The sequence below is a fragment of the Catenulispora pinisilvae genome, from assembly GCF_015356865.1.
GTDB lineage: Bacteria > Actinomycetota > Actinomycetes > Streptomycetales > Catenulisporaceae > Catenulispora > Catenulispora pinisilvae.
Map to the genome: position 1 here is coordinate 14,052 of NZ_JAAFZA010000084.1, position 24,666 is coordinate 38,717.

The 24,666-nt window shown below is 71.0% G+C and carries 22 protein-coding genes and 1 tRNA gene; 11 read left to right on the forward strand and 12 right to left on the reverse strand.

Annotated features, from left to right (window positions below):
• Positions 1-18: 18 nt before the first annotated feature.
• Positions 19-723, forward strand: a complete 705-nt coding sequence (locus tag IZR01_RS22800) for an NAD(P)-dependent oxidoreductase (RefSeq protein WP_194925041.1) — start codon at positions 19-21, stop codon at positions 721-723.
• Positions 724-775: 52 nt separating this feature from the next.
• Here IZR01_RS22800 and IZR01_RS22805 read toward each other — a convergent pair whose 3' ends face one another.
• From IZR01_RS22805 to IZR01_RS22825, 5 genes are all read right to left on the reverse strand, one after another.
• Positions 776-1,624 carry an ABC transporter permease subunit gene (locus IZR01_RS22805; RefSeq protein WP_194925042.1) on the reverse strand — a complete coding sequence of 283 codons (849 nt, stop codon included), beginning with the start codon at positions 1,622-1,624 and terminating at the stop codon, positions 776-778.
• Complete coding sequence (locus IZR01_RS22810) at positions 1,621-2,682, reverse strand: ABC transporter ATP-binding protein (RefSeq protein WP_228555261.1); 1,062 nt, start codon at positions 2,680-2,682, stop codon at positions 1,621-1,623. The genes IZR01_RS22805 and IZR01_RS22810 overlap by 4 nt, the downstream gene beginning before the upstream one ends.
• Positions 2,679-3,416, reverse strand: a complete 738-nt coding sequence (locus tag IZR01_RS22815; RefSeq protein ID WP_194925043.1) for a hypothetical protein — start codon at positions 3,414-3,416, stop codon at positions 2,679-2,681. Before IZR01_RS22815 ends, IZR01_RS22810 begins: the two co-directional genes overlap by 4 nt.
• Positions 3,413-4,231, reverse strand: coding sequence for an ATP-binding cassette domain-containing protein (locus tag IZR01_RS22820; RefSeq protein WP_194925044.1), 819 nt, complete (start codon positions 4,229-4,231; stop codon positions 3,413-3,415). Before IZR01_RS22820 ends, IZR01_RS22815 begins: the two co-directional genes overlap by 4 nt.
• Positions 4,232-4,411: 180 nt before the next feature.
• The gene (locus IZR01_RS22825) at positions 4,412-5,329 is read right to left on the reverse strand and encodes an oxidoreductase (protein ID WP_194925045.1); all 918 of its coding nucleotides are present in this window, start codon (positions 5,327-5,329) and stop codon (positions 4,412-4,414) included.
• 119 nt (positions 5,330-5,448) lie between these two features.
• Here IZR01_RS22825 and IZR01_RS22830 point away from each other — a divergent pair, with 119 nt between their 5' ends.
• Both IZR01_RS22830 and IZR01_RS22835 read left to right on the forward strand, forming a co-directional pair.
• Positions 5,449-6,060, forward strand: coding sequence for a TetR family transcriptional regulator (locus IZR01_RS22830; protein WP_323746500.1), 612 nt, complete (start codon positions 5,449-5,451; stop codon positions 6,058-6,060).
• Positions 6,061-6,231: 171 nt separating this feature from the next.
• The gene (locus IZR01_RS22835) at positions 6,232-6,972 is read left to right on the forward strand and encodes a hypothetical protein (protein WP_194925046.1); all 741 of its coding nucleotides are present in this window, start codon (positions 6,232-6,234) and stop codon (positions 6,970-6,972) included.
• A gap of 80 nt (positions 6,973-7,052) precedes the next feature.
• On the opposite strand, the gene IZR01_RS22840 is transcribed toward IZR01_RS22835, so the two are convergent.
• The 4 genes from IZR01_RS22840 to IZR01_RS22855 form a co-directional block, all read right to left on the reverse strand.
• Positions 7,053-8,411: an NAD(P)/FAD-dependent oxidoreductase gene (locus IZR01_RS22840; protein WP_194925052.1), complete on the reverse strand. Its 1,359-nt coding sequence runs from the start codon at positions 8,409-8,411 to the stop codon at positions 7,053-7,055.
• 29 nt (positions 8,412-8,440) lie between these two features.
• Entirely contained in the window at positions 8,441-9,121 is a 681-nt protein-coding gene (locus tag IZR01_RS22845; protein ID WP_228555876.1) for a pyridoxamine 5'-phosphate oxidase family protein, read from the reverse strand.
• A 91-nt stretch (positions 9,122-9,212) separates the two neighbouring features.
• On the reverse strand, positions 9,213-10,589 hold the full coding sequence (locus tag IZR01_RS22850; RefSeq protein WP_194898676.1) for an aspartate aminotransferase family protein: 1,377 nt from the start codon (positions 10,587-10,589) through the stop codon (positions 9,213-9,215).
• Between the two features lie 65 nt (positions 10,590-10,654).
• Positions 10,655-11,146, reverse strand: a complete 492-nt coding sequence (locus tag IZR01_RS22855) for an Lrp/AsnC family transcriptional regulator (RefSeq protein WP_194898677.1) — start codon at positions 11,144-11,146, stop codon at positions 10,655-10,657.
• Between the two features lie 160 nt (positions 11,147-11,306).
• Between IZR01_RS22855 and IZR01_RS22860 the strand changes: the two genes are divergently transcribed.
• The 4 genes from IZR01_RS22860 to IZR01_RS22875 all read left to right on the forward strand — a co-directional run bounded on the left by IZR01_RS22860 (position 11,307) and on the right by IZR01_RS22875 (position 15,896).
• Positions 11,307-12,740 carry a gamma-aminobutyraldehyde dehydrogenase gene (locus tag IZR01_RS22860; protein WP_323746678.1) on the forward strand — a complete coding sequence of 478 codons (1,434 nt, stop codon included), beginning with the start codon at positions 11,307-11,309 and terminating at the stop codon, positions 12,738-12,740.
• A gap of 76 nt (positions 12,741-12,816) precedes the next feature.
• On the forward strand, positions 12,817-13,995 hold the full coding sequence (locus tag IZR01_RS22865) for a hypothetical protein (RefSeq protein WP_194925047.1): 1,179 nt from the start codon (positions 12,817-12,819) through the stop codon (positions 13,993-13,995).
• Between the two features lie 97 nt (positions 13,996-14,092).
• Positions 14,093-14,165 (forward strand) — tRNA-Val (locus IZR01_RS22870).
• A 201-nt stretch (positions 14,166-14,366) separates the two neighbouring features.
• Positions 14,367-15,896 carry an MFS transporter gene (locus IZR01_RS22875; protein ID WP_194898679.1) on the forward strand — a complete coding sequence of 510 codons (1,530 nt, stop codon included), beginning with the start codon at positions 14,367-14,369 and terminating at the stop codon, positions 15,894-15,896.
• A gap of 59 nt (positions 15,897-15,955) precedes the next feature.
• On the opposite strand, the gene IZR01_RS22880 is transcribed toward IZR01_RS22875, so the two are convergent.
• The 3 genes from IZR01_RS22880 to aceE all read right to left on the reverse strand — a co-directional run bounded on the left by IZR01_RS22880 (position 15,956) and on the right by aceE (position 22,491).
• A complete protein-coding gene (locus IZR01_RS22880; protein ID WP_194925048.1) occupies positions 15,956-18,436 on the reverse strand; it encodes an ATP-binding protein in 2,481 nt (826 codons plus the stop codon).
• A gap of 328 nt (positions 18,437-18,764) precedes the next feature.
• Complete coding sequence (locus IZR01_RS22885; RefSeq protein ID WP_194925049.1) at positions 18,765-19,553, reverse strand: maleylpyruvate isomerase N-terminal domain-containing protein; 789 nt, start codon at positions 19,551-19,553, stop codon at positions 18,765-18,767.
• Between the two features lie 163 nt (positions 19,554-19,716).
• Positions 19,717-22,491, reverse strand: a complete 2,775-nt coding sequence (aceE, locus tag IZR01_RS22890) for a pyruvate dehydrogenase (acetyl-transferring), homodimeric type (RefSeq protein ID WP_194925050.1) — start codon at positions 22,489-22,491, stop codon at positions 19,717-19,719.
• A 162-nt stretch (positions 22,492-22,653) separates the two neighbouring features.
• On the opposite strand from aceE, the gene IZR01_RS22895 reads away from it, so the two are divergent.
• The 4 genes from IZR01_RS22895 to IZR01_RS22910 all read left to right on the forward strand — a co-directional run bounded on the left by IZR01_RS22895 (position 22,654) and on the right by IZR01_RS22910 (position 24,411).
• On the forward strand, positions 22,654-22,875 hold the full coding sequence (locus IZR01_RS22895; RefSeq protein WP_194899166.1) for a DUF1918 domain-containing protein: 222 nt from the start codon (positions 22,654-22,656) through the stop codon (positions 22,873-22,875).
• Positions 22,876-22,910: 35 nt separating this feature from the next.
• A complete protein-coding gene (locus IZR01_RS22900) occupies positions 22,911-23,423 on the forward strand; it encodes a DUF3052 domain-containing protein (RefSeq protein WP_228556015.1) in 513 nt (170 codons plus the stop codon).
• A 5-nt stretch (positions 23,424-23,428) separates the two neighbouring features.
• Complete coding sequence (locus IZR01_RS22905; RefSeq protein ID WP_194899165.1) at positions 23,429-23,986, forward strand: peroxiredoxin; 558 nt, start codon at positions 23,429-23,431, stop codon at positions 23,984-23,986.
• Positions 23,987-24,069: 83 nt separating this feature from the next.
• The gene (locus tag IZR01_RS22910; protein WP_194899164.1) at positions 24,070-24,411 is read left to right on the forward strand and encodes a hypothetical protein; all 342 of its coding nucleotides are present in this window, start codon (positions 24,070-24,072) and stop codon (positions 24,409-24,411) included.
• Positions 24,412-24,666 lie beyond the last annotated feature (255 nt).

Below are 24,666 nucleotides of genomic sequence, written 5' to 3' on the forward strand. Positions count from 1 at the left end.
TCCGGTAGCGTCCGATCCATGGCCAACGATCACAAGAACAGTTCGATCATCATTTTCGGTGCCGGGGGCCGGGCCGGCCGGCTTATCGCGGAGGAGGCGCTGCGGCGCGGCCACCGCGTGGTCGGCGTCGTCCGCGATCCGGCCAAGCATCCGGGGCTCGACGCGCTCGATACGGCGATGACGGTCGTCGCCGGGGACCTCACCGACGCGGGCAGCGTCGCGGCCGTGGTCTCCGGGGTGTCGGGGGACGTCGCGGCGGTCGTGAACGCCGTGACCCCGTTCACGGCCCCGCCCGACACGTTCGACGACTTCGACGCCGACTACTACGTCGGTCTCGTCGAGAACCTCAGCCGGGCGGCCGAACTCCGGCGTTGCCGGGTGATCGAGATTGGTTTGTTCGCGATGCTGCGGACCGGCGATGTCCGGCTGTACCAGGACGAGGTGGTGTTCCCCGCGTTCTTGCGGCCGTTCGCCGTGGCCCGGCTGCGCGGCCTGAACGCGTGGGCCGATCAGGCCGACGGCGTCGACTGGCTCGTCCTCACGCCGCCGCCGCGGCTGGCACCGGACGCGCCGTCGACCGGCCGCTACCGACTCGGGGACGACGTCCACGACCCCGAGGCGACGGCGTCGCTGTCCTATGCCGATCTGGCCAAAGCGGTGCTGGACCAGATCGACGAGCCGACGGTCACCCGCTGCCAGGCCGCCGTCTACGGCGTGGCTTGAGCCCGGCGGGCGGGCCGGCTTGGGACTGGCTTGGGACAAGCTTCGGACCGGCTCAGGCGTCCCGCCGCTCGAAGAGGATCGCCCCGACGATCAGCAGCACCACGACCTCGATCAGGAACACCGTGAACCCGGTCCACGGGGCGAACGCCTTGTCCGGGTTGCGGCCCGTCTCGCCGAACGACGTGACCTGGCCGCCGGCGTTGCCCGGCATCACTTTGTACAGCCAGTGGCCGACCGAGCCGGGGATCAGCGTGAACAGGTTGCCGATGATGAAGATCAGGGCCAGGCCGATGGTGATGGCACCGGCGGTGTGCCGCAGCAGGAAGCCCAGGGCCAGGCCGAACACCGAGAGCCCGGCGAGATAGAGCGCGCTGCCGAAGATCGCGCGGGTGGCACCGGGGTAGGACAGGTTGACGCCGACATGCTTGGCGTGCAGCGGGATGTTGCCGAGATAGAAGCACACGAAGGCGGTGACCAGGCCGATGACGAAGACGATCACGGCCAGCAGGATCGCCTTGGCCACCAGGATCTCCACCCGGCGCGGCATGGCGGTCAAGGTGGTGCGGATGCCGCCGGTGGAGTACTCGGCGCTGATCGTCATCACGCCCAGGACGTAGGCGGCGATCTGGCCGACGAAAGCCAGGCCGGCCAGCACGATGTCGGCCGAGTCCGGTTTGCCCTCGGCCAGGTCCTTGGCGTAGGAGTTCGCGGCGGCCAGGGTGATCAGGAGGCTGATGACCGCCGAACCTGCGAACAGCGCGACCAGGGTCCAGAAGGTGGAGCGGACCGTGCGGATCTTCATCCACTCGCTGGAGATGACGTCGGCGAAGCCGGCGCGGCCGCCGATGGCCGGGCCGGGTCCGGTGCCGGGGCGGCCGGCGGCGACGGGGGTGGCGGTCATCGCCGGGCCTCCCCGCTGTCGGGCCGGCCCGGCTGGCCCGACTGTCCGGGCTGAGCGGGCTGAGCGGGCCCGCCGCCCTGTCCCTGCCACGCCGGCTGATCCGATCCCAGTCCCGGCTGCCCCAGGATCTGTCCGGGCTCCATACCGGGCACCCCGGCGTGGTACTCGACGCTGTCCGCGGTCATGCTCATGAACGCCTCCTCCAGGGACGGCTGGACCACCGCCAGCTCGTGCAGCCACAGCCCGTTCTGGCCGGCCAGGTCGCCGACCGCCTCGGAGGCCACGTCGAAGACCTCCACCGCGCCGTCGTCGTCGGGCAGGGCCTCGGTGCGCCAGCCCTTGCCGGCCATCAGCTCCCGCAGTTTGCCGATGTGCGGGGAGCGGACCCGTACGTGCGTGGTCGCGTTCTGCCCGATGAACTCGCGCATCGTGGTGTCGGCCTTGATCTGGCCGCGGCCGATGACGATCACCCGGTCCGCGGTCAGCGCCATCTCGCTCATCAGGTGGCTGGAGACGAAGACTGTGCGGCCCTGTGCGGCCAGCGACTTCATCAGGTTGCGGACCCACAGGATGCCCTCGGGGTCCAGGCCGTTGACCGGCTCGTCGAACAGCAGCGTGCCCGGGTCGCCGAGCAGCGCGGCGGCGATGCCCAGGCGCTGGCCCATGCCCAGGGAGAAGTTCTTCGAGCGCTTCTTCGCCACCTGCTCCAGCCCGACCAGGCCGATCACCTCGTCCACCCGCCGCAGCGGAATGCCGTTGGACTTGGCCAGGCACGCCAGGTGGTTGTAGGCGGTGCGGCCGCCGTGCACGGACTTGGCGTCCAGCAGCGCGCCGACCTCGCGCAGCGGCACCGGCAGGCTCCGGTAGGGCTTGCCGTCGACGGTCACGCCGCCGTCGCTGGGGTGGTCCAGCCCGAGGATCATGCGCATGGTGGTGGACTTGCCGGCGCCGTTCGGGCCGAGGAACCCGGTGACGGTCCCGGCCTCGACGACGAAGTCGGCGTGGTCGACGGCGAGCTTGTCGCCGTAGCGCTTGGTGAGGCCGACGGCCTGGATCATGCGCTGCTCCTCGCGATCATGCGGCGCGCGGCCGCGGCGGTCAGGGCCCGGACCAGCCCGCGGATCTGCCGCCGCCGGGCGATGACCAGCTGCACCGTGCTGAGCGCGAGGACGGCCGCCAGCGCGGTCGGCCAGGCGGTGCCGGCAGCCGAGGCCGAGGCGGCGTGCGGGAGCGGCAGGACGGCGCCGCGCGAGCGGGCTTCGGCGACCGGCGCGGCGGCCGACGTGGAGACCCGCACCAGCGCGGCGGTGACCAGCGCGACCACCGCACCGGTGGCGAGCGCCGGGGCGCCGAGCCAGCTGCGGCGGATGAGGAGCGCGGCGACCAGAGCGATGATGAGCGGCAGGAACGCGGGGGCCGAGGGCCGGCCGAGCGCGGTCGCCGCCGCGCCGCCGAGCACTGCTCCCACGCCGGTGGCCGCCAGCGGACCGGCGATCTGGATGACCAGCGTGTCGGCCGGATCCGCGCCGGCCGCGGTGAGCGCGTCGCGGCGGGCGTCCAGACCGTCGAGGTGGTGCCGGATCAGCGCGGCCAGCGCCAGCAGCGCCGGGATGGCCACCGCCGGATACAGCGGCCCGGCGAAGGGCCACGCGGCCGCCGCCGACGCCACGGCCATGGCGCCGACCAGCACGTGCTCGGCGCGCGGTGCGGCGCGCAGCAGCGCGGCCGCGACCCGCAGGCGGTAGTCGAAGCGGGCCAGGGGGGTGGTGGAGACCGAGGTCAGGGTGCTCATCGTCCGCGCTCCGCTCCGGATCCGACCGGCGAGAACCGGTGTTCGCCGCGGGCGTGCCGGCCGATCCGGTGCGGGATGCTGCGCGCCGGGTGGTTGATCATCGCGGCCGGGTCGGTGATCGGCGCCGCGGCCGGTACGTCGGCGGGTTCGGGTGCTGCTTCGGCCGCCGGCGCGGCCGCGGTCGCCGCTACCTTCACCTCGATCCGCCGGTCCGCCCACCCGATGACGTCCGTGTCGTCGCTGGCGACCACGATCGTCAGCCCGTGCGTGCCGCACGCCGCGCGCAGGATCCGCAGCAGGTGGAAGCGTTCGGCCGGGCTCAGGCCCTCGGTCGGGTCCTCGGCCAGCAGCACCGCCGGGTCCAGGACCAGCGCGCGCGCCAGGGCCACGCGGCGGGTCTCGGCCGGGGTCAGCTCGGCGACCCGCCAGTCGGCGCAGCCGACCGCGTCCAGGCGCTCCAGCCAGCGCACCGCGCGGCGGCGGGCCTCTTGGCGGCCGAGTCCGGTCAGGATCAACGGCAGGGCCGTGTTCTCCAGGACCGTGAGTTCCGGCAGCAGCTTGCCGACGCGCGGGGCGAGGGCGCACTGGGCGTGGGCGAAGCGCAGCCGGGCCGCGGGCCGCAGGGTGTGCAGCGGCTCGCCCTTGAGCCACAGTCCGCCCGGCCAGGCCGGGTCGGCGCCGGACAGTGCGCGCAGGAACGCCTCGTCGCAGCTGCCGCCGAGGGCCACGATCTCGCCTTCGCCGACAGCGAGGCAGACCGCGTCGGGCCCGAAGTCGCGGGCCATCAGGATCGGGTTGTCGGACGGGATGCTCACGAGCACCCGTGTGCCCTGAAGAGCGCAACGGCCTAACCAACGTTGCGCCGGATGTGCGACCCCGCCCGGCATCCGGGGCGGTACCGCCGACTGCGGTCGAACAGTGGGGAATCAGTGCTCAGAGCGGGCAATCCGGTGCTGGAGGCCGGGGAATCCGGGCCCGGAGCAGCGAAGCACCGTTCAGAAGGAGAACTCGACCCCGGTCAGCTTCTCCGACTCCGTCCACAACCGCGCCGCCAGCGCCGCGTCCTGGGCCCGCCGGCTCGGCTGCACCAGTTCCGGATAGCCCCGCGTCTCCATGAACCTCGGACACCCGTAGTACTGGCCGCCCGCCACATCCGGCGCGACGGCGGCCCGCACCTGGGGCAGCACGCCGATCGTCGGGCTCTGTGCGAACAGCGGGTTGGCCACGTGCATCAAGGACCTGCGCAACCCGGTCGGCCCGGCGAACTGCAGGTTCGTGGCCGAGTAGCCGGGGTGCGCCATCAGCGACCGCACCGGCGAGCCGGCCGCGCTGAGCCGGCGCTGGAGCTCCAGGCCGAACAGCAGGTTCGCCAGCTTCGACTGCGCGTAGGCGGGGGTGGGCTGGTAGCGCTCGGTGCGCATCAGGTCGTCGAAGTCGATCGTGCCCTGCTTGTGCATGGTCGAGGAGACGGTCACCACCCGCGGGTCGTCCCGGTCCGCCAACAGGTCCAGCAGCAGCCCGGTGAGCGCGAAGTGTCCGAGGTGGTTGGTGCCGAACTGCATCTCGAAGCCCTGCTTCGTCTTCAGCTGCGGGGTCATCATCACCCCGGCGTTGTTGATCAGCACGTCCACGCCGACCTTGTCGTCGTGCAACCCGGCGGCGAATGCCCGCACCGAGTCCAGGTCGGCCAGGTCCAGGCTCCTCAACTCCAGCGAGGCGCCCGGCACGTCCTGCTCGATGCGGGCCGCCGCCGCCTCGCCTTTGACCTGGTCGCGCGCGGTCATCACCACGTGGGCTCCATGCCTGGCCAGCAGTCGCGTGGTCTGGAAGCCCAGGCCGCTGTTCGCGCCGGTGACCACGAAGGTGCGCCCGGACAGGGTCGGGATCGCCTCGGCGGTCCACTTCGTGCTCATGACGTCCTCCTGATGAATAGCGCGGCTGCCGGCTCCGGCCGTCAAGCACACGATGCCTTGTTTGGCACTCAGTGTCAATGATGGCGCACGGGCGCTGGTAACGCTGATACGGTGGTGACGTGCGGCGCAGAACGGAACAACCCGGCCTGACCCTGGCCGAGCGCAAACGCCAGCTGGTCCGGGACGAGCTGGCCGACGCCGCCCTGCGGCTGCTCGCCAAGCAGGGCTTCGAGGCGACGACGGTCGACGAGCTGGCCGCCGCCGCGGGCGTCAGCCGCCGCACGTTCTTCCGCTACTTCGCGTCCAAGGAGGACGTGGTCATCTCCTCGGTGGTCGTGGTCTCCGAGGGCATCCTGTCCGAGGTCCAGGCCCGGCCCGCGGACGAGCCGCCGGCCGTGGCGATCCGCGAGGCGGTGAAAGCGGTCACCGTCGAGGACTTCGCTCAAGACCGCGAGAAGTCGGTGGCCCTGATCCGGCACACCCAACGGGTCCCCGCGCTGCGGGCCCGCTTCGCCGAACGCCTGGACCTGCTGCGCGACGATCTGGCCCTGGTCCTGGCCCGCCGGGCCGGCCGCGACACCCCGGTCCCGCGCGACCAGTTCGCCGCCGGCCTCGGGCTGCTCGCGTTCGCCGGCGCCATGCAGTACTGGGCCGACACCGACGGCCGCGCGGACCCGGCGGGGGTACTCGACGTCGCCTTCGAAGAAGCTGGTCAAGCCTTCGTGGTTTGAGACAGGCGTGGTCTGAGGTAGGTTCCCGGGCGTCGTCGGTTCGCGGCGGGTCTGACGGCGTCCCAAAGACTCGGAATGGTCTTCGCATGCCGACCGGGGCGTGACATTCTCGCCAGTGATCCGATCCGGGTAGGGGAGTGCCCGGAGAACTCGAGGAACAGGGGGCGGGGCATGGAATTCGCGGAATGGGCCGTGTCAGGGCTCGATCAGCTCCGGCTCGGGCAGCTGCCCGCCGGGAACGGCTTCTACGAGGCGGTCTCCGCCGGTCTCGGCGGCGACCCTCGGCTGGCCGGCTACATGAACAGCGGCGATCCCGCGGCGCGCGCCGAGGTGGTCCAGCTGATCGCGGCCGCGGTGGCCGCGAACCCGGGCTTCGAGGAGCAGCTGCGGAACGCCGCGGCGGCCGCGCAGACCGGCGTGGGCGGTGCGGGCGGCGGCGGGGCCGCCGCGTTCTTCAGGACCACCAACGGCATGCTGGCGATCGTGGCGGCGGTCGTGGTCGTGGTCGGCGGCGGTATCGGGCTGGGGGTCGGGCTCGGCGGCAGCGGCAATGTGGCCGGGATCCTGAAGGGGACCTGGACCTGCCGGGTGCCCGCGGCCGAGGCCGCGGGCCCGATCGGGTCCCCGATCGAGTTCACCGTCGGCGACGGCACCTGGAACGCGGGGACATCGAGCGGCACCTGGACGCAGAACGGCAGCAGCGCGACGGTGCACGATCCCGCTGACCCCGGCAACGACATCAAGGCGACACACCTGCCGTCCGGAACCGGCTCGTTCGACATCTCCGCGAGTTCCGTGACCGACTCTTCGGAGCAGACCCAGGTCAAGGGGACGCTCTCGTCCAACAAGCTCACGGTTCAGATACCCACAGACGGCGGCGGTCCCGTTCTCAGCCTGACCTGTACGAAGTAGGCGCCAGCCGATTCGGTCGTCCCGGGCGCGCAGGGAAGGCGTCCGGGACGACCTGAAGCGGGCAAGCCGGCCAACGTGCCTCAGTGCCCGAGGAAGCGCCCGAACACTTTCGCCCGCCGCGACGGCTTCCCGGTCCGCTCCTCCTCTGCGTCCGCCGCGCTCATCGTCCGCAGCCCGATGTTCGCGCCCAGCCAGCGCAGCGGCTCCGGCTCCCAGCGCGGCGAGCGGTGGTTCACCCACGGCAGCCGGGTCAGCTCGCCGTCCTGCCCGGTCAGCAGCTCGGCCAGGGTGCGGCCGGCCAGGTTGGTGGCGCCCACGCCGTCGCCGACGTAGCCGCCGGCCCAGCCCAGGCGCCGGTCCCGGTCGTAGCCGACTGAGGCGAACCAGTCGCGCGGTACGCCCAGCGCACCGCCCCAGCGATGCGTGAACTTCGCGTCTGCCAGCACCGGGAACAGCTCGCGCAGGGTGCGGCGGATCTCGACGTGGACCCGGTCGTCGCGGTCGAAGCCGGGCTCGATCCGGGAGCCGAAGTGGTACGGCGCGCCGCGTCCGCCGAACGCCAGCCGGCCGTCCGCGGTGCGCTGGCCGTAGACGATCAGGTGCCGGAAGTCGGAGAACGTCTGCCGCCCGGCCAGCCCGATCTGCTCCCAGGCCGCCTCCGGCAGCGGTTCGGTGGCGACCATCAGCGAGTAGACCGGCGCGATGTCGCGGGTGAACCCGGTGATGGACGGCGTGTAGCCCTCGGTCGCGCGCACCACTTTGCCGGCCCGCACCCGTGGACCGCGCGCGGTCTCCACCACGCCGTCCCGGATCGCAGTGACCGCCGTGTCCTCGTAGACCGTGACGCCGCGCCGCTCGACCACCTCGGCCAGGCCGCGGACCAGCATGGCCGGCTGGATCGCCGCGCAGTGCGGGGTGAACGTGCCGCCCAGGACGTCCGTCGCGTTGACCATCGCCGAGGCCTCGGCCGCCGTCAGCAGCCTGATGTCCTCCTCGCCGAAGCCATACGCGCGCTCCTCGTCGACCGAGGCTTTCGCGCGCTCCAGCTGGATCGGCGTGCGGGCCAGGACCACGGTGCCGCTCTTCACGAAGTGGCAGTCGATCCCCTCGGCCGCGACCACGCGCCCGACCTCGTCGACGGTGTCGTTCAGCGTGCGCTGCAAGGCGATCGCGCGCTCCCGGCTGCCGCTGACCCGCTCCACCTTCGCCAGCGAGGACGGGAACAGCGACGAGCACCAGCCGCCGTTACGCCCGGAGGCGCCGAATCCGGCGAACTCGCTCTCCAACACGACGACGCGCAGCGAGGGATCGGCCTCGGCCAGGTAGTAGGCGGTCCACAGGCCGGTGAATCCGGCGCCGACGATCGCGATGTCGGCATCGACGTCGGCCTCCAACGCGGGCCGCCTCGACCCGGAATCGGCGCTCGCCACCTGGTCCATCCACAGTGACAAGTCGCCGTCGACCGCGCTCACCGCCGCCACCTGCGCAGATAGTCGGGCACATCGATCCCCGGCGCCAGGTTCGCCGCCGGCTTCGGATCGCAGTAGGCCTCGTGCAGCGGCACGACACCGGCCCACACCGGCGAGTCCAGGTCATCCGGATCATCGTCGGGATCGCCGGTGGAGATCTTCACCGAAGCCTCGGTCAGCGGCAGCGCCACCACCACAGTCGCGGCCAGTTCCTTGCGCTTCGGCGCGCGCAGGTCCGGCCAGCGGCCCGGCATCAGGTGCTCGGTGATCCGTTCCAGTGCCGCTTCCTTCTCGCCCTCGGGCAGCATCCGACACGTGCCCAGGACCATCGCGCCCCGATAGTTCATCGACGACTCGAACGCCGAGCGGGCCACGACCAGCCCGTCCAGCAGCGTCACGGTCAGACACGTCGGCGCGCCGTCGGCCAGCGCGCGGAACAGCCGCGAGCCGGTCGAGCCGTGGAACAGCACCCGCTCGCCGTCGCGCGCATAGGCGACCGGCAGGATGTAAGGCTGCGCCGCGCCGTTCGGACCGCTGTTGTCGGTGACCGCGACATGCGCGACGAGGCCGGCGTCGAGGACCGCGTGCAGGGCGGCGCGGTCGGTGGCCGCCTTCTCGGGCAGCCGGCGGACTCGGGTTCGGGGAGTGGAGCCCAGGGGCTCGGCGGCGGGGGAGTTCATCGTTATCAGAACCATTCAAAAGGAGAGAAAAGCGCCTCCGGCGAAGGGTTCCGGAGGCGCCAGGTTCTCGTCTAGAGCCGAGTCCAAGCCTCTACAACCGGGTCCAAGCCTCGGTCAGCACCGAGCGCAGCGTCTGCTCGATCTCGTCGAACTCGGCCTGCCCGACGATCAGCGGCGGGGCCAGCTGCACCACCGGGTCGCCCCGGTCGTCGGCGCGGCAGTAGAGGCCGGCGTCGAACAGCGCCTTGGACAGGAAGCCGCGAAGCAGGCGCTCGGACTCGTCGTCGTTGAACGTCTCCTTGGTGGCCTTGTCCTTCACCAGCTCGATGCCGTAGAAGTACCCGTCGCCGCGCACGTCGCCGACGATCGGCAGGTCCTTGAGCTTGTCCAGGGTCGAGCGGAAGGCGCCCTCGTTGTCCAGCACGTGCTGGTTCAGGCCCTCGCGCTCGAACAGTTCGAGGTTGGCCAGCGCCACCGCGGAGGAGACCGGGTGGCCGCCGAAGGTGTAGCCGTGCGGGAAGTAGTTGGTGCCCTCGTAGAAGGGCGCCGCGATGCGGTCGGACACGATGGTCGCGCCGATCGGGGAGTAGCCGGAGGTCATACCCTTGGCGCAGGTGATGATGTCCGGGACGTAGCCGAACTTGTCGCAGGCGAACATCGTGCCCAGCCGGCCGAACGCGCAGATCACCTCGTCGGAGACCAGCAGCACGTCGTACTCGTCGCAGATCTCGCGCAGCCGGGCGAAGTACCCGGGCGGCGGCGGGAAGCAGCCGCCGGAGTTCTGCACCGGCTCGACGAACACCGCCGCGACCGTCTCCGGGCCCTCGGTGAGGATCATGTTCTCGACCTGGTTGGCGCACCAGATCCCGAAGTCCTTCTCACTCATGCCGGGGACGCCGGTGATCTCGTCCGCGCGGTAGTAGTTGGTGTTCGGCACCTTGTGCGCGCCGGGGACCAGCGGCTCGAAGTACTTCTTGGCGTCCGGGATGCCGGTGATGGACAGCGCGCCGTGCGGGGTGCCGTGGTAGGCGATGTTGCGGGAGATCACCTTGTGCTTCATCGGCTTGCCGACCAGCTTGAAGTACTGCTTGGCCAGCTTCCACGCGGTCTCCACGGCCTCGCCGCCGCCGGTGGTGAAGAAGACCTTGTTCAGGTCGCCGGGGGCGTAGTGGGCCAGCCGGTCGGCCAGTTCGATCGCCTGGGGGTGGGCGTAGCTCCAAAGCGGGAAGAAGGCCAGCTCCTGCGCCTGCTTGTAGGCCGCCTCGGCGAGTTCCACCCGGCCGTGCCCGGCCTGCACGACGAACAGGCCGGCCAGGCCGTCCAGGTAGCTCTTGCCGTTGCTGTCGTAGATCCGCGCGCCCTGGCCCCGGACGATCGTCGGTACTGGGTTGTCCCGGTACCCGGACATCCGGGTGAAGTGCATCCAGAGGTGGTCGTAGGCCGATTTGTCCAGGCTGTCGGTGCTCATTGCTCTTCCTCGCATCAAGGAGTGGATCGTTCGGGGCGGAGCCGCCACGGGCGCCGTTCTTGCCGTTACAGAGCGCCCCAGGTGTACGTTTGCTTGCGAAGCTTCAGGTAGACGAAAGATTCGGTCGACCGGACCTGCGGGAGGGCTCGGATCCGTTTGTTGATGATCTCCAGGAGGTGGTCGTCGTCCGCGCACACCACCTCGACCAGCAGGTCGAAGGACCCGGCGGTCATCACCACGTAGTCGACCTCGGCCATCTCGGCCAGCGCGTCGGCCACCGGCTCCAGATCGCCCTCGGCGCGGATGCCGATCATCGCCTGGCGGTGGAAGCCGACCGTCAGCGGGTCGGTGACGGCCACGATCTGCATCACGCCGGCGTCGATGAGCTTCTGCACCCGCTGGCGCACCGCCGCCTCGCTCAAGCCCACCGCCCGGCCGATCGTCGCGTAGGCGCGCCGTCCGTCCTGCTGGAGCTGTTCGATGATGGCTTTGGACAGGGGGTCCAAGTGGTAGCCGCCGGCTGCGCCGCTCGCCCTGTCGTTCGTCCTGTCGGTCACGAAGGGATTGTGACAACGGGAACGGTATTTTGGCAAGGCTTCATCGATGGAATCCGTATGTGAGGGCGTTTTTAAGCACTGAATCCATCGTCACTGTCGACCCAACTGTGTAGGCTGGTCTCCCTCAGAGCCGGCCCTGATCCAAGAGGAGACGAACACCGTGGAAGCACGCCAGCTTCGCAACTATGTAGGCGGCAAGCCGGTCGACACCGTGTCCGGCAAGACCAGCCAGATCATCGACCCGGTCACCGAGCAGGTGATCGCGAACGCGCCGGTCTCGGAGTCGGACGACGTCGACGCCGCGATGCGCGCCGCCGCGGAGGCGTTCCCGGGCTGGCGCGACACCACTCCTTCGGAGCGGCAGCGGCTGCTGCTGAAGGTGGCCGACGCGATCGAGGCCCGGGCCGAGGAGATCGTCGCGGTGGAGTCGCAGAACACGGGCAAGCCGCTGGGCCTGACCGCCTCTGAGGAACTGCCGCCGATGGTGGACCAGATCCGGTTCTTCGCCGGTGCCGCGCGGATGCTGGAGGGCACTGCCTCCGGTGAGTACCTGGCCGGGCACAGCTCCTGGATCCGGCGTGAGCCGGTCGGGGTGTGCGCGCAGGTCGCGCCGTGGAACTACCCGGCGATGATGGCGGTGTGGAAGTTCGCGCCGGCCATCGCCGCCGGCAACACCGTGGTGCTCAAGCCGTCCGACACCACGCCGATGTCCACCCTGCTGATGGCCGAGATCATCGGTGAGATCCTGCCGGCCGGCGTGTTCAACGTGATCTGCGGCGACCGGGACACCGGCCGCGCCATGGTCGAGCACAAGACCCCGGCGATGGCCTCGATCACCGGCTCGGTGCGGGCCGGCATGGAGGTCGCGGCCACCGCCGCCGCCGACGTCAAGCGGGTGCACCTGGAGCTCGGCGGCAAGGCCCCGGTCATCGTCTACGCCGACGCCGACCTGGACGCCGCGGTCGAGGGCATCTCGGTCGCCGGGTTCTTCAACGCCGGCCAGGACTGCACCGCGGCCACCCGGGTGCTGGTCGAGGACTCGGTGCACGACGCCTTCGTGGCCAAGCTGACCGAGGCGGCCGCGGCCACCAAGACCGGGAACCCGGACGACGAGGACGTGCTCTACGGCCCGCTGAACAACGCCAACCAGCTGCGGCACGTCACCGGCTTCATCGACCGGCTCCCGGCGCACGCCAAGGTCGAGACCGGCGGCGCGCGGGTCGGGGACAAGGGGTACTTCTTCGCCCCGACCGTGGTCTCCGGGCTCAAGCAGGACGACGAGATCATCCAGAACGAGGTCTTCGGCCCGGTGATCACCGTGCAGCGGTTCGCCGGCGAGGAGCAGGCGCTGACCTGGGCCAACGACGTGGAGTACGCGCTGGCGTCGTCGGTGTGGACCAAGGACCACGGCAAGGCGATGCGCGCCGCCAAGGCCCTGGACTTCGGCTGCGTGTGGATCAACACCCACATCCCGCTGGTCGCCGAGATGCCGCACGGCGGGTTCAAGCACTCCGGGTACGGCAAGGACCTGTCGACGTACGGGTTCCAGGACTACACCCGGATCAAGCACGTGATGAGCAACATCGAGGGCTGATAGGCACGCGGTGTCCCGGCGGGCCGGCTCGGGAAAACCCGGGCCGGCCCACCTTGCTTGCCACGATGATGAGCGCATGACCGACGCGAGCACCCACTTCCGCGAGCGCGGCGCGCTGATCACCGCCTTGAAGGCCGGTGAGCTGACCGCCGCCGACGCGGTGGCGCGCACCCGCCCGGCCGTGGAACTGCTGGGCCTGCTGGTCCCGATCGACGGGCTGACGGAGGGCTATCTCGGCGGGCGCGCTCACCGCGGTCTGGACGTCACCCGGCACGACTTCGAGCCCTGGCGCCGGCGACTGCTCGCGGAGGTCGCGGTGCTCCTGGAGTGGTGGGTCGGGGACGACACGGATGCCTGGCTGGCGTTGGCGGCGCGCGCCGGTGCCTATCGGGGCTCGGTCGCGGAGCTGATCGACTCGGTCGCCCGACCCGGACCCGCAGACCCCGCGCTGTGGGCGGGGCGGGCTCCGCGCTGGCCGCGCGGGGTGGACGCGTCGGCGGTGCTGTTGGCGATGGCGCCGCCCGGGATCGTGGAGGCGTTCCTCGACACGTGCGGCACAGACGAGGCGGCGCAAGGGATTCTGGTGCGGATGCTGGATCGCGGTCCGTTGCCCCCGAAGTTCGTCGACTACGTGTTCGGCCCGCTGGGCACGGACGCCATGTCCGACGCGCTGCTTCGGAACCCGGCTTATGAGATAGCGGTGCTCCGGCAGAGCGTGTTACGGGACCGGACCGATGTCGGGGCGCTGGAGCAGGCGTACTTCGCCCAGGGTGCCGATCGTGAGCTGCGCATGGTTTGTGTCCGGCTGGCGGAGGCGGCCGGCGGGTTCCGGCTGAGGTTCCTCTCCCGGCTGGAGTCGCACGACGAGGATGCCGAGGTGCTCGGGCCGCTGCTGGTCTCCCGGGATCCGCAGCTCGTGCACTGGGTTCTGCGGCGGGTCAACGACAAGATGCGGGGGAGCGCGTTGCGCTGGGCCGGGTACGCGACCGTGGCCGGCACCGCCGGGCCGGAGCCGGTGTGGGCGCTGGAGCAGGAGCGGACGGGTTCGCTGGCGCGGATGGCGGGGCCGGTGCGGGAGTCGATGTCCACCGGGTCTGTGGCGCCGATCCTGGCCGCGGCCGAGGAACTGCCGGTGACCGTGGGGTCCGGGGGTTCGGAGATCGAGCTCGGGGCGCCGCTGATCGAGCCCTGGCCTTATACGGAGCTGATTCGGGAGTGCGCGGCCGGCGAGCGGCTCTCGCCATCAGTATTTTGATTTCCGGTGCGGGGGCCGCCCGCCGGCCCGGCTTGCGTGGCCGGGTCCGGATCGGCCAAGCTCGACCCGGCTCGGATGTCCGGGCCACCTGCTCATCCCGGGTGTAGTGCAGAGGCAGTCACGCCGCCTCCACAGGGCGGAGGACGCCGGTTCGAATCCGGCCGCCCGGGCCCGCCAGGCGTAGTGCAGAGGGAGCCACACCGCATTTCAAATGCGGAGGACGCCGGTTCGAATCCGGTCGCCTGGACCCGCCGCGCCGGCCGTTGTCATGGCGCGTGTCATGGCGCGTGTCACGGCCCTGCCATCCCCGGCCGTCGATCGGGTGCGGCGGCCCCGGGCGCGTGACACGATGGGCGCATGGTGAGTGACCTGTGACCCCTGGTGCCTCCGCCGAGGCCGGCAGCGTCCGGCTGGGCACCCCGATCGGCCGCGGCGTGCTGACCACCACGATCCTGGGCTCGGCGATGGCGTTCCTGGACGGCACGGTGGTCAACATCGCGCTGCCCCGGATCGGCCACCAGTTCGGGGCGTCGCTGGCCGGGCTCCAGTGGACCGTCACCGGCTACACGCTCACCCTGGCCGCGTTCGTGCTCGTCGGCGGCTCGCTCGGCGACCGCTTCGGCCGCCGCAAGGTCTTCCTGATCGGCGTGGTCTGGTTCGCCCTGGCCTCCCTGGCCTGCGGCCTGTCCCCGAATCTGGGCTTCCTGATCACTTTCCGCGCCGTCCAGGGCGTCGGCAGCGCACTGCTGACTCCGGGCGCGCTGGCGCTGATCCAGTCCGTCTTCCACCCCGACGACCGCGCCAAGGCCGTCGGCGCCTGGTCCGGGCTGGCCAGCATCGCCGGCGCCGCCGGCCCGCTGGTCGGCGGCTGGCTCATCGAGTACGCCAGCTGGCGCTGGATCTTCCTGATCAACCTGCCGCTGGCCGTGGCCGTGGTGGCCGTCGCACTGCGCTACGTGCCGGAGTCGCGCGAGGTCGTCATCGGCCACTTCGACATCCCCGGCGCGGTGCTCGGCGCCCTGGGGCTGGCCGGAGTCACCTACGCCCTGGTCGAGGCCGGCGCCAAGGGCCTGGGCTCGGCGAGCGTGATCGCCACCGCCGTGGCGGGCGTCGCGGCGCTGGTGGCGTTCGTCCTGGTGGAGCGGCGCAGCCCGGCCCCGATGATGCCGCTGTCGCTGTTCAGCTCGCGGGAGTTCAGCGCCGCCAACGCCCTGACGCTGACGGCGTACGGGGCACTCGGCGCGCTGTTCTTCTTCTTCGCGACGTACTTGCAGGTGGTCGGCGGCTACAAGCCGCTGGCGGCCGGGCTGGCGTCACTGCCGACCACGATCGTCATGATGACCCTGTCCTCCCGGGTCGGCGGCCTCACCACCAAACTCGGCGCCCGCCGCCTGATGACCGCCGGCGGTGCCCTGACCGCGATCGGCGTGCTGATCCTGTCCACCTCCGGGCACCACCCGAACTACTGGGCCCGCATCCTCCCGGCGCTGATCGTGTTCTCCCTCGGCATGGTGATGATCGCGGTCCCGGTGACGGTGACGGTCCTGAACTCCACGACCACCGACCGCGCCGGCATCGCCAGCGGCGTGAACAACGCGGTGGCGCGCGCCGCCGGGGCGCTGGCGGTGGCCGCGTTCCCGCTGATGGTGGGGCTGAAGGGGGACGGGTACGCGGACCCGGCGAAGCTGGAGCCGGCCTTCGCCAAGGCGATGGTGCTGGCGGCGGTGCTGTTCGCGGTGACGGGGGCGATCGCCTGGTTCGGGGTGCGGGACGAGGCGACCCGGTCCACGGCGGAGCATCCGATGGAGGAGGCTCAGTGCAGTACTTGCCTGCCGATCGGGAGTCCTCCGCTGGAGCCCGCGCACGAGCACGGTGCGTCTCACTCGGCTCGGCCTTCATGAGGATCCTTGAGGGCCCTCGTTCTAGGTGAACCGTCCTAGGCGAATATGACCTGTGGTGTTCACCCGCCAAGCGACGCCAACAGCTCCCGCGTGGCCGCCGCCTCAGGGGACCCCAGCGCCTCGAAAACCGCCACCGCGGCCCCCAGCACGGCCCGTGCCTCGTCCCCGCGTCCCAGGGCCCGCAGCGGCCGTGCCAGGGCCCGTAGCGCCTCGGCCTCGGTGGGGCGGTCGCCTGCCTCGCGGGCGGCGGTGAGGGCCAGCCGGTAGTCGGCTTCGGCGTCGGCGGGGCGCTCCAGGTCCATGCAGACCTCGGCACGGTTGAAGGCGATGATCGCCTCGTAGCGGCGGTTGCCCGCCTGGCGGGCGGCGGCCCAGGCCTCGGAGTGGGTGTCGTGGGCCTCGGGGAGGCGCTTGGCCTCGTGGAGGAGGACGCCGTAGTTGCACAGCGAGGAGGCCAGGTTCTGCGGGTCGCCGATCTCGCGGAAGATGTGGAGGCTGCGGCGGATCACGTTCTCGGCGGTGGCGAAGTCGCCGAGCCGGCAGTGGCAGTCGCCGATGTTGCCGAGGATGGACGCCACCTGTTGGCGGCTGCCGACCTCCTCGGCCAGCGCGAGGGCGGCGCCGTAGACGTCGATCGCCTCCGCGTACTCGCGCAGGTCGAACAGCGCCAGGCCGAGGCCGTTGGACAGGCGGCCTTGCGCGGTGCGGTCGCCGACCACGCGCGCGCTGTCCAGCCCGGTCTCGTACCCGGCACGCCAGCGGGCCCAGTCCTTGCGCAGCTGGTAGCAGCCCAGCAGCGTGACGGGTAATCGCAGCGCGAGGTCGTGGCGTCCGGTGCGGGCGGCGCAGCCCAACACCGAGCTGAGGTTCTCGCGCTCGGCGTCGTACCAGGCCATGGCGTCGGGGGCGGAGGCGAAGCGGGGCGGTGCGGGCTCGCCCGGGCGGGCGGGCAACGTCTCCAGCAGGCGCCGCGTTTCCACGGCCCGGGAGACGTTCTCGGCGGCGTGCAGGTACCAGGACAGGAGCCGAGCCAGCGCCTCGTCCCGCTCGGCGGCGCTCTCGTCGGCCTCGGCCCGCTCCAAGGCGAACGCGTGCAGCAAGTCGTGCAGCTCATACCGGTCGGCGGTCCGTTGCTCCACCAGGTTCTCGTCGAGCAGCGCCTCCAGCGCGTCCTGCGCCGCCGCATCAGAGGTGCCGGTCAGCGCCGCCACCGCACCGGCCGTGAAGCCGCGCCCGGGATGCAGGCTCAGCAACCGGAAGGCGCGCGCGGTAGAAGCCGGCAGCTCCCGGTAGGAGAGCTCGAAGACCGGTCGCAGCTCACGGCTCCCGGCCCGCACCGCGTCCAGTCCGCTGTCCCGCAGATGCGCCGCCAACCGCGCCAGAGTCCACGCCGGCCGGGACCGCAACCGGGCGGCGGCCAGCGAAACGGCCAGCGGCAGCAGCCCGCACAGCCGCACCACCTGCACCGCGGCGTCCGGCTCGGCCGCGACCCGCTCCTGTCCGACCACCCGCGCCAGCAGGTTCAGCGCGTCGCGCAACGGGAAGACGTCCAGCCGCAACAGCCGCGCCCCGTCCAGCCCGGCCAGGGTCCGCCGGCTGGTGACCAGCACCAGACACCGCGGGTCGGCCGGGATCAGCGCGGCGACCTGCGCCTCGTCGGCGGCGTTGTCCAGCAGCACCAGCGCGTCGCGGCCGGCGATCCGGTCTCGGAACATCGCGGCGCGCTCGGCCAAGCCGGCCGGGATGCGCCGCGCGGGCACCTCCAGCTGCCGCAGAAACGAGTCCAGGACGTCGGCCGGATCCGCGGGCGCCGCCTCGGTATCGAAGCCGCGCAGGTTCACATACAGCTGCACGTCGGCGAACCGTCCCGCGCGCACCAACTCGTGCGCGGCGCGGATGGCGAGCTGCGTCTTGCCGATCCCGGCCATGCCCTCGATCGCGGAGACGACGACGGTGTGCGGGATGGCGGGGTCCTGGGAGTCCGATGCTTGGGAGCCTGAGTTTTGGGAGTCCGGGTTCTGGAGGTCCGAGTTCTGGAGGTCCGAGTTTTGAGAGTCCGAGTTCTGGAAGTCCGAGTTCTGCGAGTCCGGTGTTCCGGCCGCTCCCGCGGCATCCACCAAAGCCATCAGCGAGGCCAGTTCCTCGCGCCGCCCGGTGAACGTCGCCAGCTCCGCGGGCAACTGCCGGAAGACGCCGGTCGGCTCAGCAGGCCGCCGATGCGCCGCGTGCGCCGCCAGGCAGGCCGAGCGCCACTGCGGCACCTGCGCCTCGGGCACCCCGAGCGCGAGGACGATCGCCACGACCAGTTCCTGGTTCAGCCGGCGCCGGGTCGGGTCGAAGACGTCGCTGATCGTCGAATGCGTGACGTCCTGCGGCGGCTTCAGGAGCGGCCCCACGCGTTTGGCCAGGACGCGGAACGAGGGCGAACCGGCGTGGGCGCGCAGCGTCCGCAGCCGCTCGATGAAGCCGGCGAGATCCACCGCGCCGGGGAGATCGGGAGCAGCGGGATCGGGGATGGCTGAGGTCGGCCGGTCTGTCACAGGACCCAGAACCCCTTCCGTACCCCGTTCCAAAGAATCACCGCAGGTCTACGGCTTGCGGACGAGTGTACGGAGTTGTACGGGATTCTCGCCTCCGGGCATCTCCATTGCTTAATCTCGTCCTGCGAGTCGCGCAAAGGACGGTATGGCGGCGACCCGGCTGCGTGGGGCGGAGTCCGGGTAGCCATCGTGACAGTCCAACGGGGGCTTGCGACGGCCGACTTCGCCGCGTCTTGCGGAGCTCGTGGGGGGTTCCGCAAGACGCGGTCATGCAACGGTCGAGCACCTGTGGCGGCGCCCTTTCGGGGGCGCCGCTCCTGTTTGCCGGCTACGGCTCCATGTCCCAGGTGAGGATCCGTTCGAGCAGCTCCAGATCGCCGTCGGCCTTGAGCGAGTCCATCGGGATCCGCTCGTAGAGCGCGAGCACCAGGTTGCTGGCCGTGCCCCGTAGCGAAGTGTCGGGCGCCTCCCGGTCCGTGTCGTCATCGGACAGTCGGCTCATACTCGCGCCGGCCGGGGACAGCGTCAGGCGCCATGAGGGGCCGTCGACGATGCACACGTCGAACAGCGCGGGCTCGTACGGCCAGGGCACGTTCGTCGTGCCGCACGTGACACCGAATTCCTCGACGCCGTCGATCGCGACCAGACCCGGCACCTGCTCCGGCTCCGAGACGCCGGCCGCGAGTTGGGCGTCGTAGGTGTGGACCGCGACCTCCTGGACCTGGTGCCGGATCACGGCGCCGGCGGTCAGCGGCGCCTCCGAGGCACCCCACCACGCCCAGCAGCCGCGGTCCGGGCCGGCCTCGCGCCCCGCGTCCAGCAGCAGCCGCGTCGCCTCCGTCAGCCACGTCAGCAGGGCCTCCCGCTCGCTCGGCGCGGTCTTGCGGATCTCCTTCTCCGGCTCGGTCGGATCGGTGTCGGACGGGCCGGCGGCGATCACCCGGGCCCAGCGGTGCTGCACGCTGCCCAGGTGCTGCGCCAGTTCCAGCAGTGTCCAGTCCGGACAGGTCGGCACCGGCGCGGACAGGTCGGGCGCGGACTGCAACGCGGCGCGGAAGGCCGTCGACCGCTCGTCGAGCAGCTTCAGCAGTTCGGTGAACTCGGGGATCTCATGCACCCCGGGTGTGTATCACCGATCTTCGGCGACCGGCCAGTGATTAACGCGGAACGTCCCCGCTGCTCACTGGCAGTGGGGACGTTGTCGCTCGTGCGGTGGTGGTTGTGCGGTTGTGCGGTCGTGCGCGTGTGCGGTTGTGGTCGTGCGCTCGTGCGGGTAACGCCTACGCCTCGCCGCCGGTCGGGCCGGCGCCCGCGGCGCGCACATCGTGCAGCTGGTACTTCCGGATCGCCTCGGACGGGGCCTCCCGCTTCACCTCGCCGCGCTTGGCGAGCTGCGCCAGGACCGCGGTGACCACCGACTCGGCGTCGATGTGGAAGAACCGGCGGGCCGCGCCACGGGTGTCCGCGAAGCCGAAGCCGTCGGCACCCAGCGAGGAGTAGCGCTGCGGCGTGACCGAGTCGCCCGGCACCCACTGCGCGATCTGGTCCGGGACGGCGCGCATCCAGTCCGACACCGCGACGATCGGGCCGTCGGTGGCACCCAGGGTCTGGGTGACGTACGGCACGCGCGGCTCCTCCTCGGGGAACAGCAGCGCGCGCTCGTCGGCGGCCAGCGCGTCGCGGCGCAGCTCGGTCCAGGAGGTGGCCGACCACACGTCCGCCGCCACGCCCCACTCCTCGGCCAGCATCTGCTGTGCCTTCAAGGCCCAGGTGACGCCGACGCCGGAGGCGAGGATCTGCGCCTTGGGCCGGTCGGCGGGGCCGTCCGGAGCCGCGGCGTAGCGGTACAGGCCCTTGAGGATGCCCTCGGTGTCCACCCCGGCCGGCTCAGCGGGCTGCTGGTACGGCTCGTTGTAGACGGTCATGTAGTAGAACACGTCCTCGCCGTGCGGGTGCTCCTCGGAGGACCCGTACATGCGGCGCAGACCGTCCTGCACGATGTGGCTGATCTCGAAGGCGAACGCCGGGTCGTAGGCCACCACGGCCGGGTTCGTGGAGGCCAACAGGTGCGAGTGGCCGTCGGCGTGCTGGAGGCCCTCACCGGTCAGCGTGGTGCGGCCGGCGGTGGCGCCCAGGACGAAGCCGCGCCCGAGCTGGTCGGACATCTGCCAGAACTGGTCGCCGGTGCGCTGGAACCCGAACATCGAGTAGAAGATGTAGACCGGGATCGTGGCCTCGCCGTGCGTGGCGTAGGAGGTTCCGGCGGCGACCAGCGACGCGGTGGAGCCGGCCTCGCTGATGCCCTCGTGCAGGATCTGGCCCTGCGTGGACTCCTTGTAGGACAGGAGCAGGTCGCGGTCCACGGCGTCGTAGGTCTGGCCGTGCGGCGAGTAGATCTTCGCGGTCGGGAACAGCGAGTCCATGCCGAAGGTGCGGGCCTCGTCCGGGATGATCGGCACGAACCGCGCGCCGATGTTCTTGTCCCGCATCAGGTCCTTCAGCAGCCGGACGAAGGCCATGGTGGTGGCCATCGCCTGCTTGCCGGAGCCCTTCTTCAGCTGGCCGTAGACGTCGTCGCCGGGCAGCGGCAGCGGCTTGGGGTGCACCTGACGGCGCGGCAGGTAGCCGCCGAGCGCGGCCCGCCGCTCCTTCATGTACTGGATCTCCGGGGAGTTCTCGCCCGGGTGGAAGTACGGCGGCAGGTCCGCCTCCAGCTGGGCGTCCGTGATCGGCAGGTGCAGCCGGTCGCGGAAGCTCTTCAGCTCGGCCTTGGTGAGCTTCTTCATCTGGTGCGTGGCGTTGCGCGCCTCGAAGTGCTCGCCGAGGGTCCAGCCCTTGATGGTGTGGGCCAGGATCACGGTCGGCTGGCCGGTGTGCTCGCGGGCCGCCTTGAACGCCGCGTACACCTTGCGGTAGTCGTGGCCGCCGCGCGAGAGCGTGCGCAGCTGGTCGTCCGACATGTCGGCGACCATCTTGCGCAGCCGGGCGTCGTCCCCGAAGAAGTTCTCGCGGATGTAGGAGCCGGTCTCCACGGTGTAGGTCTGGAACTGGCCGTCGGGCGTGGTGTTCATCTTGTTCACCAGCGCGCCGTCGGTGTCCTGGGCCAGCAGCTGGTCCCAGTCCCGGCCCCAGATCACCTTGATGACGTTCCAGCCGGCGCCGCGGAAGGTGGACTCCAGCTCCTGGATGATCTTGCCGTTGCCGCGCACCGGGCCGTCCAGGCGCTGCAGGTTGCAGTTGATCACGAAGGTGAGGTTGTCCAGCTCCTCGCGGGCGGCCAGGCCGATCGCGCCGAGCGATTCCGGCTCGTCGGTCTCGCCGTCGCCGAGGAAGGCCCAGACGTGGCTGCGCGAGGTGTCCGCGATGCCGCGCGAGTACAGGTACTTGTTGAACCGGGCCTGGTAGATCGAGCCGATCGGGCCCAGGCCCATCGACACGGTCGGGAACTCCCAGAAGTCCGGCATCAGGCGCGGGTGGGGGTAGGAGGACAGGCCGAACGGCGCCTGCGAGGTCTCCTGCCGGAAGCCGTCCAGGTGCTGCTCGGTGAGCCGGCCCTCCAGGAACGCGCGGGCGTAGATGCCCGGCGAGGCGTGCCCCTGGAAGTACACCTGGTCGCCGGACTCGCCGTGGTCCTTGCCGCGGAAGAAGTGGTTGAAGCCCACCTCGTACAGCGACGCCGCCGAGGCGTAGGTGGCGATGTGGCCGCCGACACCCAGGCCCGGGCGGTTGGCCCGGGACACCATGATGGCGGCGTTCCAGCGGATGAACGCCCGGATCCGGCGCTCGATGTCCTCATCGCCCGGGAACCACGGCTCCGCCTCCGGCGGGATCGTGTTGATGTAGTCCGTGGAGCGCAGGCCCGGCACGCCGACCTGTTTCGCGCGGGCTTCCTGGAGGAGGCGCAGCATCAGGTACCGCGCACGCTGGCGGCCCTGTTCGTTGACGACTGAGTCCAGGGACTCGATCCACTCCGCGGTCTCGTTCGGGTCCACGTCCGGCAGCTGAGTGGGCAGGCCGTCACTGATGATGGGGAAACGCTCTTGTCCGGGTGCCACTGTCGTCCTTCAACCTAGACATAGATCTTGTAGATCTTCTCGGTTACATCGTCCACCATCGTCTAACGCGCATGCCGTGGACGTCACATCTACTGGGTGGTAACCATGATAAATGCGTGCCAAGGGGTGGTCTTCACCGCCAGGCGGGTGTGAACTGGAGACATGCGAGCTTCTGTGGGAGACCGGCTTCACGTCCACGGTCACGTGGTCGGGGACGCCGAGCGGGTCGGCGAGATCATCGAGGTCAAGGGAGCGGCCGGCACCCCGCCCTACCTGGTCAAGTTCGCCGACGGGCACCAGGGACTGGTGTTCCCCGGACCCGACGCGGTGGTCGAAACACCGCCGGTCGGCGACACCGCGCCGGACTCGCAGCCCTTCGGGTAGTTGCGTCTTGGGCTTCCGGCGTATGGACTAGGGGAATGCAGAACGACATGAAGGAGGACAGTTCCGTGGGCGCGGTCGCGGACCAGGTTCAGACCGCCGCCAACCCGCTGGCTGTGCGCCTGGGCTTCCAGGCGGGCGAAGTGGTGCAGGAACTCGGCTGGGACGAGGACTGCGACGAGGAACTGCGTCAGGCCATCATGGACACGATCGGCGCGGATCTGGTCGACGTGGACTTCGAAGACGTGGTCGACGCGGTGGTGCTGTGGCACCGCACGGACGACGGCGACCTGGTGGACAACCTGGTCGACGCGCTCACCGCGCTGGCCGACGGCGGCCCGATCTGGCTGCTGACGCCCAAGGCCGGCCGGGACGGCCACGTGGAGCCCAGCGACATCGGCGAGGCGGCCCCGACCGCCGGCCTGTCGGCCACCTCGAGCATCAGCGCCGGACCCGAATGGCTGGGCACCCGGCTGGTGAGCCCGAAGGCCGGCGGCAAGCTGGCGAAGTCCGCGGTCCGTGCCAAGGCCGACGACACTGCGGGGCAGTAACGGCGATGTCCTCCCAACCCGGGCCGCCCGAAGGCGGCCCATCAACACATCCCCCCGACCGCCCCTCCTCGCAGGTCGAGGCGGAGCAGCCGCCGGTGCCGGCGGTCGGCGACCCGGCCCCGGCGTTCACCCTGACCGACCAGCACGGCCAGACCGTCTCCCTGGCGGATTTCCGCGGGAAGCAGGCCGTGCTGCTGGTCTTCTACCCGTTCGCCTTCTCCCGGGTCTGCGGTTCGGAACTACAAGCGATCCAGGAGAGCGTCGAGGACTTCCAGAACGAGCGTGTGCAGGTGCTGGCCGCGTCGTGCGACGCGCTGTACTCGCTGCGCGCGTACGCCGACGAGGCCGGCTTCGGCTTCCCGCTGCTGGCCGACCACTGGCCACACGGCGGGACGGCGCGCGCGTACGGCGTCTTCGACGAGGAGCGTGGTTGCGCCGTCCGAGGGACGTTCCTCATCGACCATGAGGGCGTCGTCCGGTGGACCGTGGTGAACGGTCTGCCGGACGCCCGCTCGCTGGACGACTATCGCGACGCGATCACCGCGGCCGGCGCAGGCGCATAAGACAACCCCATCCCATCCCCTCCCATCCGAATCACCGCCGCCGGGACCACCGGCACCCGACCCGTATAGGAAACCTCCACGCCATGCCCTGCCACCGCTGCGGCGCCCGCCAGACCGACCCGGTCCGCGGCGCGTCACCGTGGCGGCGGGGCGTGCGCGCGGGGGAGCAGATTCTGATCTGCCCGGACTGCCAGCACGACCGCGACTGGACCGCTGACCTGGCACACTGCGCCGCGTGCGGCTCCGCACGGCTGGTCCGGGTACTTGGCAACACGCAATGCAAAGACTGCGGAGCCCAGGACCAGGTGCGCGCCGAGACCGTCCCCGACCCGGCGGCCGGCACCGCGTCCCGCTCCGGCGTCACCACCTTGTCCGAAGACGTACACGCCGCCCTGGAGCGCCATTTCGGCCAGAGAACGGACTGAGCGTTCCGCCTAGACGGCACTGGGTAGCAAACTGTAGTCAGATGGATAGGGATGTCAGACAACTTCATCAGCCAGGGGGTACCGCCATGCGCCTGAACCGGATGATCATCAGGGCGTCCGACGACGGCGAGGGCAGCAACCGCGTCGAGAAGATGACGGCCGCACGCCCGGTGCAGTCGCTGACCAGCCGAGGCGCCGCCGCCGGCACGCTGCGCGTGAACTTGATATGGGATCAACTCCCGACGATCCCCACCC

Excerpts from the sequence above, each read along its gene's own strand:
- IZR01_RS22810 (WP_228555261.1), bottom strand. The coding sequence starts at position 2,682 with ATGATCCAGGCCGTCGGCCTCACCAAGCGCTACGGCGACAAGCTCGCC.
- IZR01_RS22865 (WP_194925047.1), top strand. The coding sequence starts at position 12,817 with ATGACCGACGCGAGCACCCACTTCCGCGAGCGCGGCGCGCTGATCACC.
- IZR01_RS22825 (WP_194925045.1), bottom strand. The coding sequence starts at position 5,329 with ATGAGCACGAAGTGGACCGCCGAGGCGATCCCGACCCTGTCCGGGCGC.
- IZR01_RS22840 (WP_194925052.1), bottom strand. The coding sequence starts at position 8,411 with ATGGACCAGGTGGCGAGCGCCGATTCCGGGTCGAGGCGGCCCGCGTTG.
- IZR01_RS22850 (WP_194898676.1), bottom strand. The coding sequence starts at position 10,589 with ATGAGCACCGACAGCCTGGACAAATCGGCCTACGACCACCTCTGGATG.
- IZR01_RS22835 (WP_194925046.1), top strand. The coding sequence starts at position 6,232 with ATGGAATTCGCGGAATGGGCCGTGTCAGGGCTCGATCAGCTCCGGCTC.
- IZR01_RS22845 (WP_228555876.1), bottom strand. The coding sequence starts at position 9,121 with ATGAACTCCCCCGCCGCCGAGCCCCTGGGCTCCACTCCCCGAACCCGA.
- IZR01_RS22815 (WP_194925043.1), bottom strand. The coding sequence starts at position 3,416 with ATGAGCACCCTGACCTCGGTCTCCACCACCCCCCTGGCCCGCTTCGAC.
- IZR01_RS22900 (WP_228556015.1), top strand. The coding sequence starts at position 22,911 with ATGCAGAACGACATGAAGGAGGACAGTTCCGTGGGCGCGGTCGCGGAC.
- IZR01_RS22805 (WP_194925042.1), bottom strand. The coding sequence starts at position 1,624 with ATGACCGCCACCCCCGTCGCCGCCGGCCGCCCCGGCACCGGACCCGGC.
- IZR01_RS22905 (WP_194899165.1), top strand. The coding sequence starts at position 23,429 with ATGTCCTCCCAACCCGGGCCGCCCGAAGGCGGCCCATCAACACATCCC.
- IZR01_RS22895 (WP_194899166.1), top strand. The coding sequence starts at position 22,654 with ATGCGAGCTTCTGTGGGAGACCGGCTTCACGTCCACGGTCACGTGGTC.
- IZR01_RS22800 (WP_194925041.1), top strand. The coding sequence starts at position 19 with ATGGCCAACGATCACAAGAACAGTTCGATCATCATTTTCGGTGCCGGG.
- IZR01_RS22910 (WP_194899164.1), top strand. The coding sequence starts at position 24,070 with ATGCCCTGCCACCGCTGCGGCGCCCGCCAGACCGACCCGGTCCGCGGC.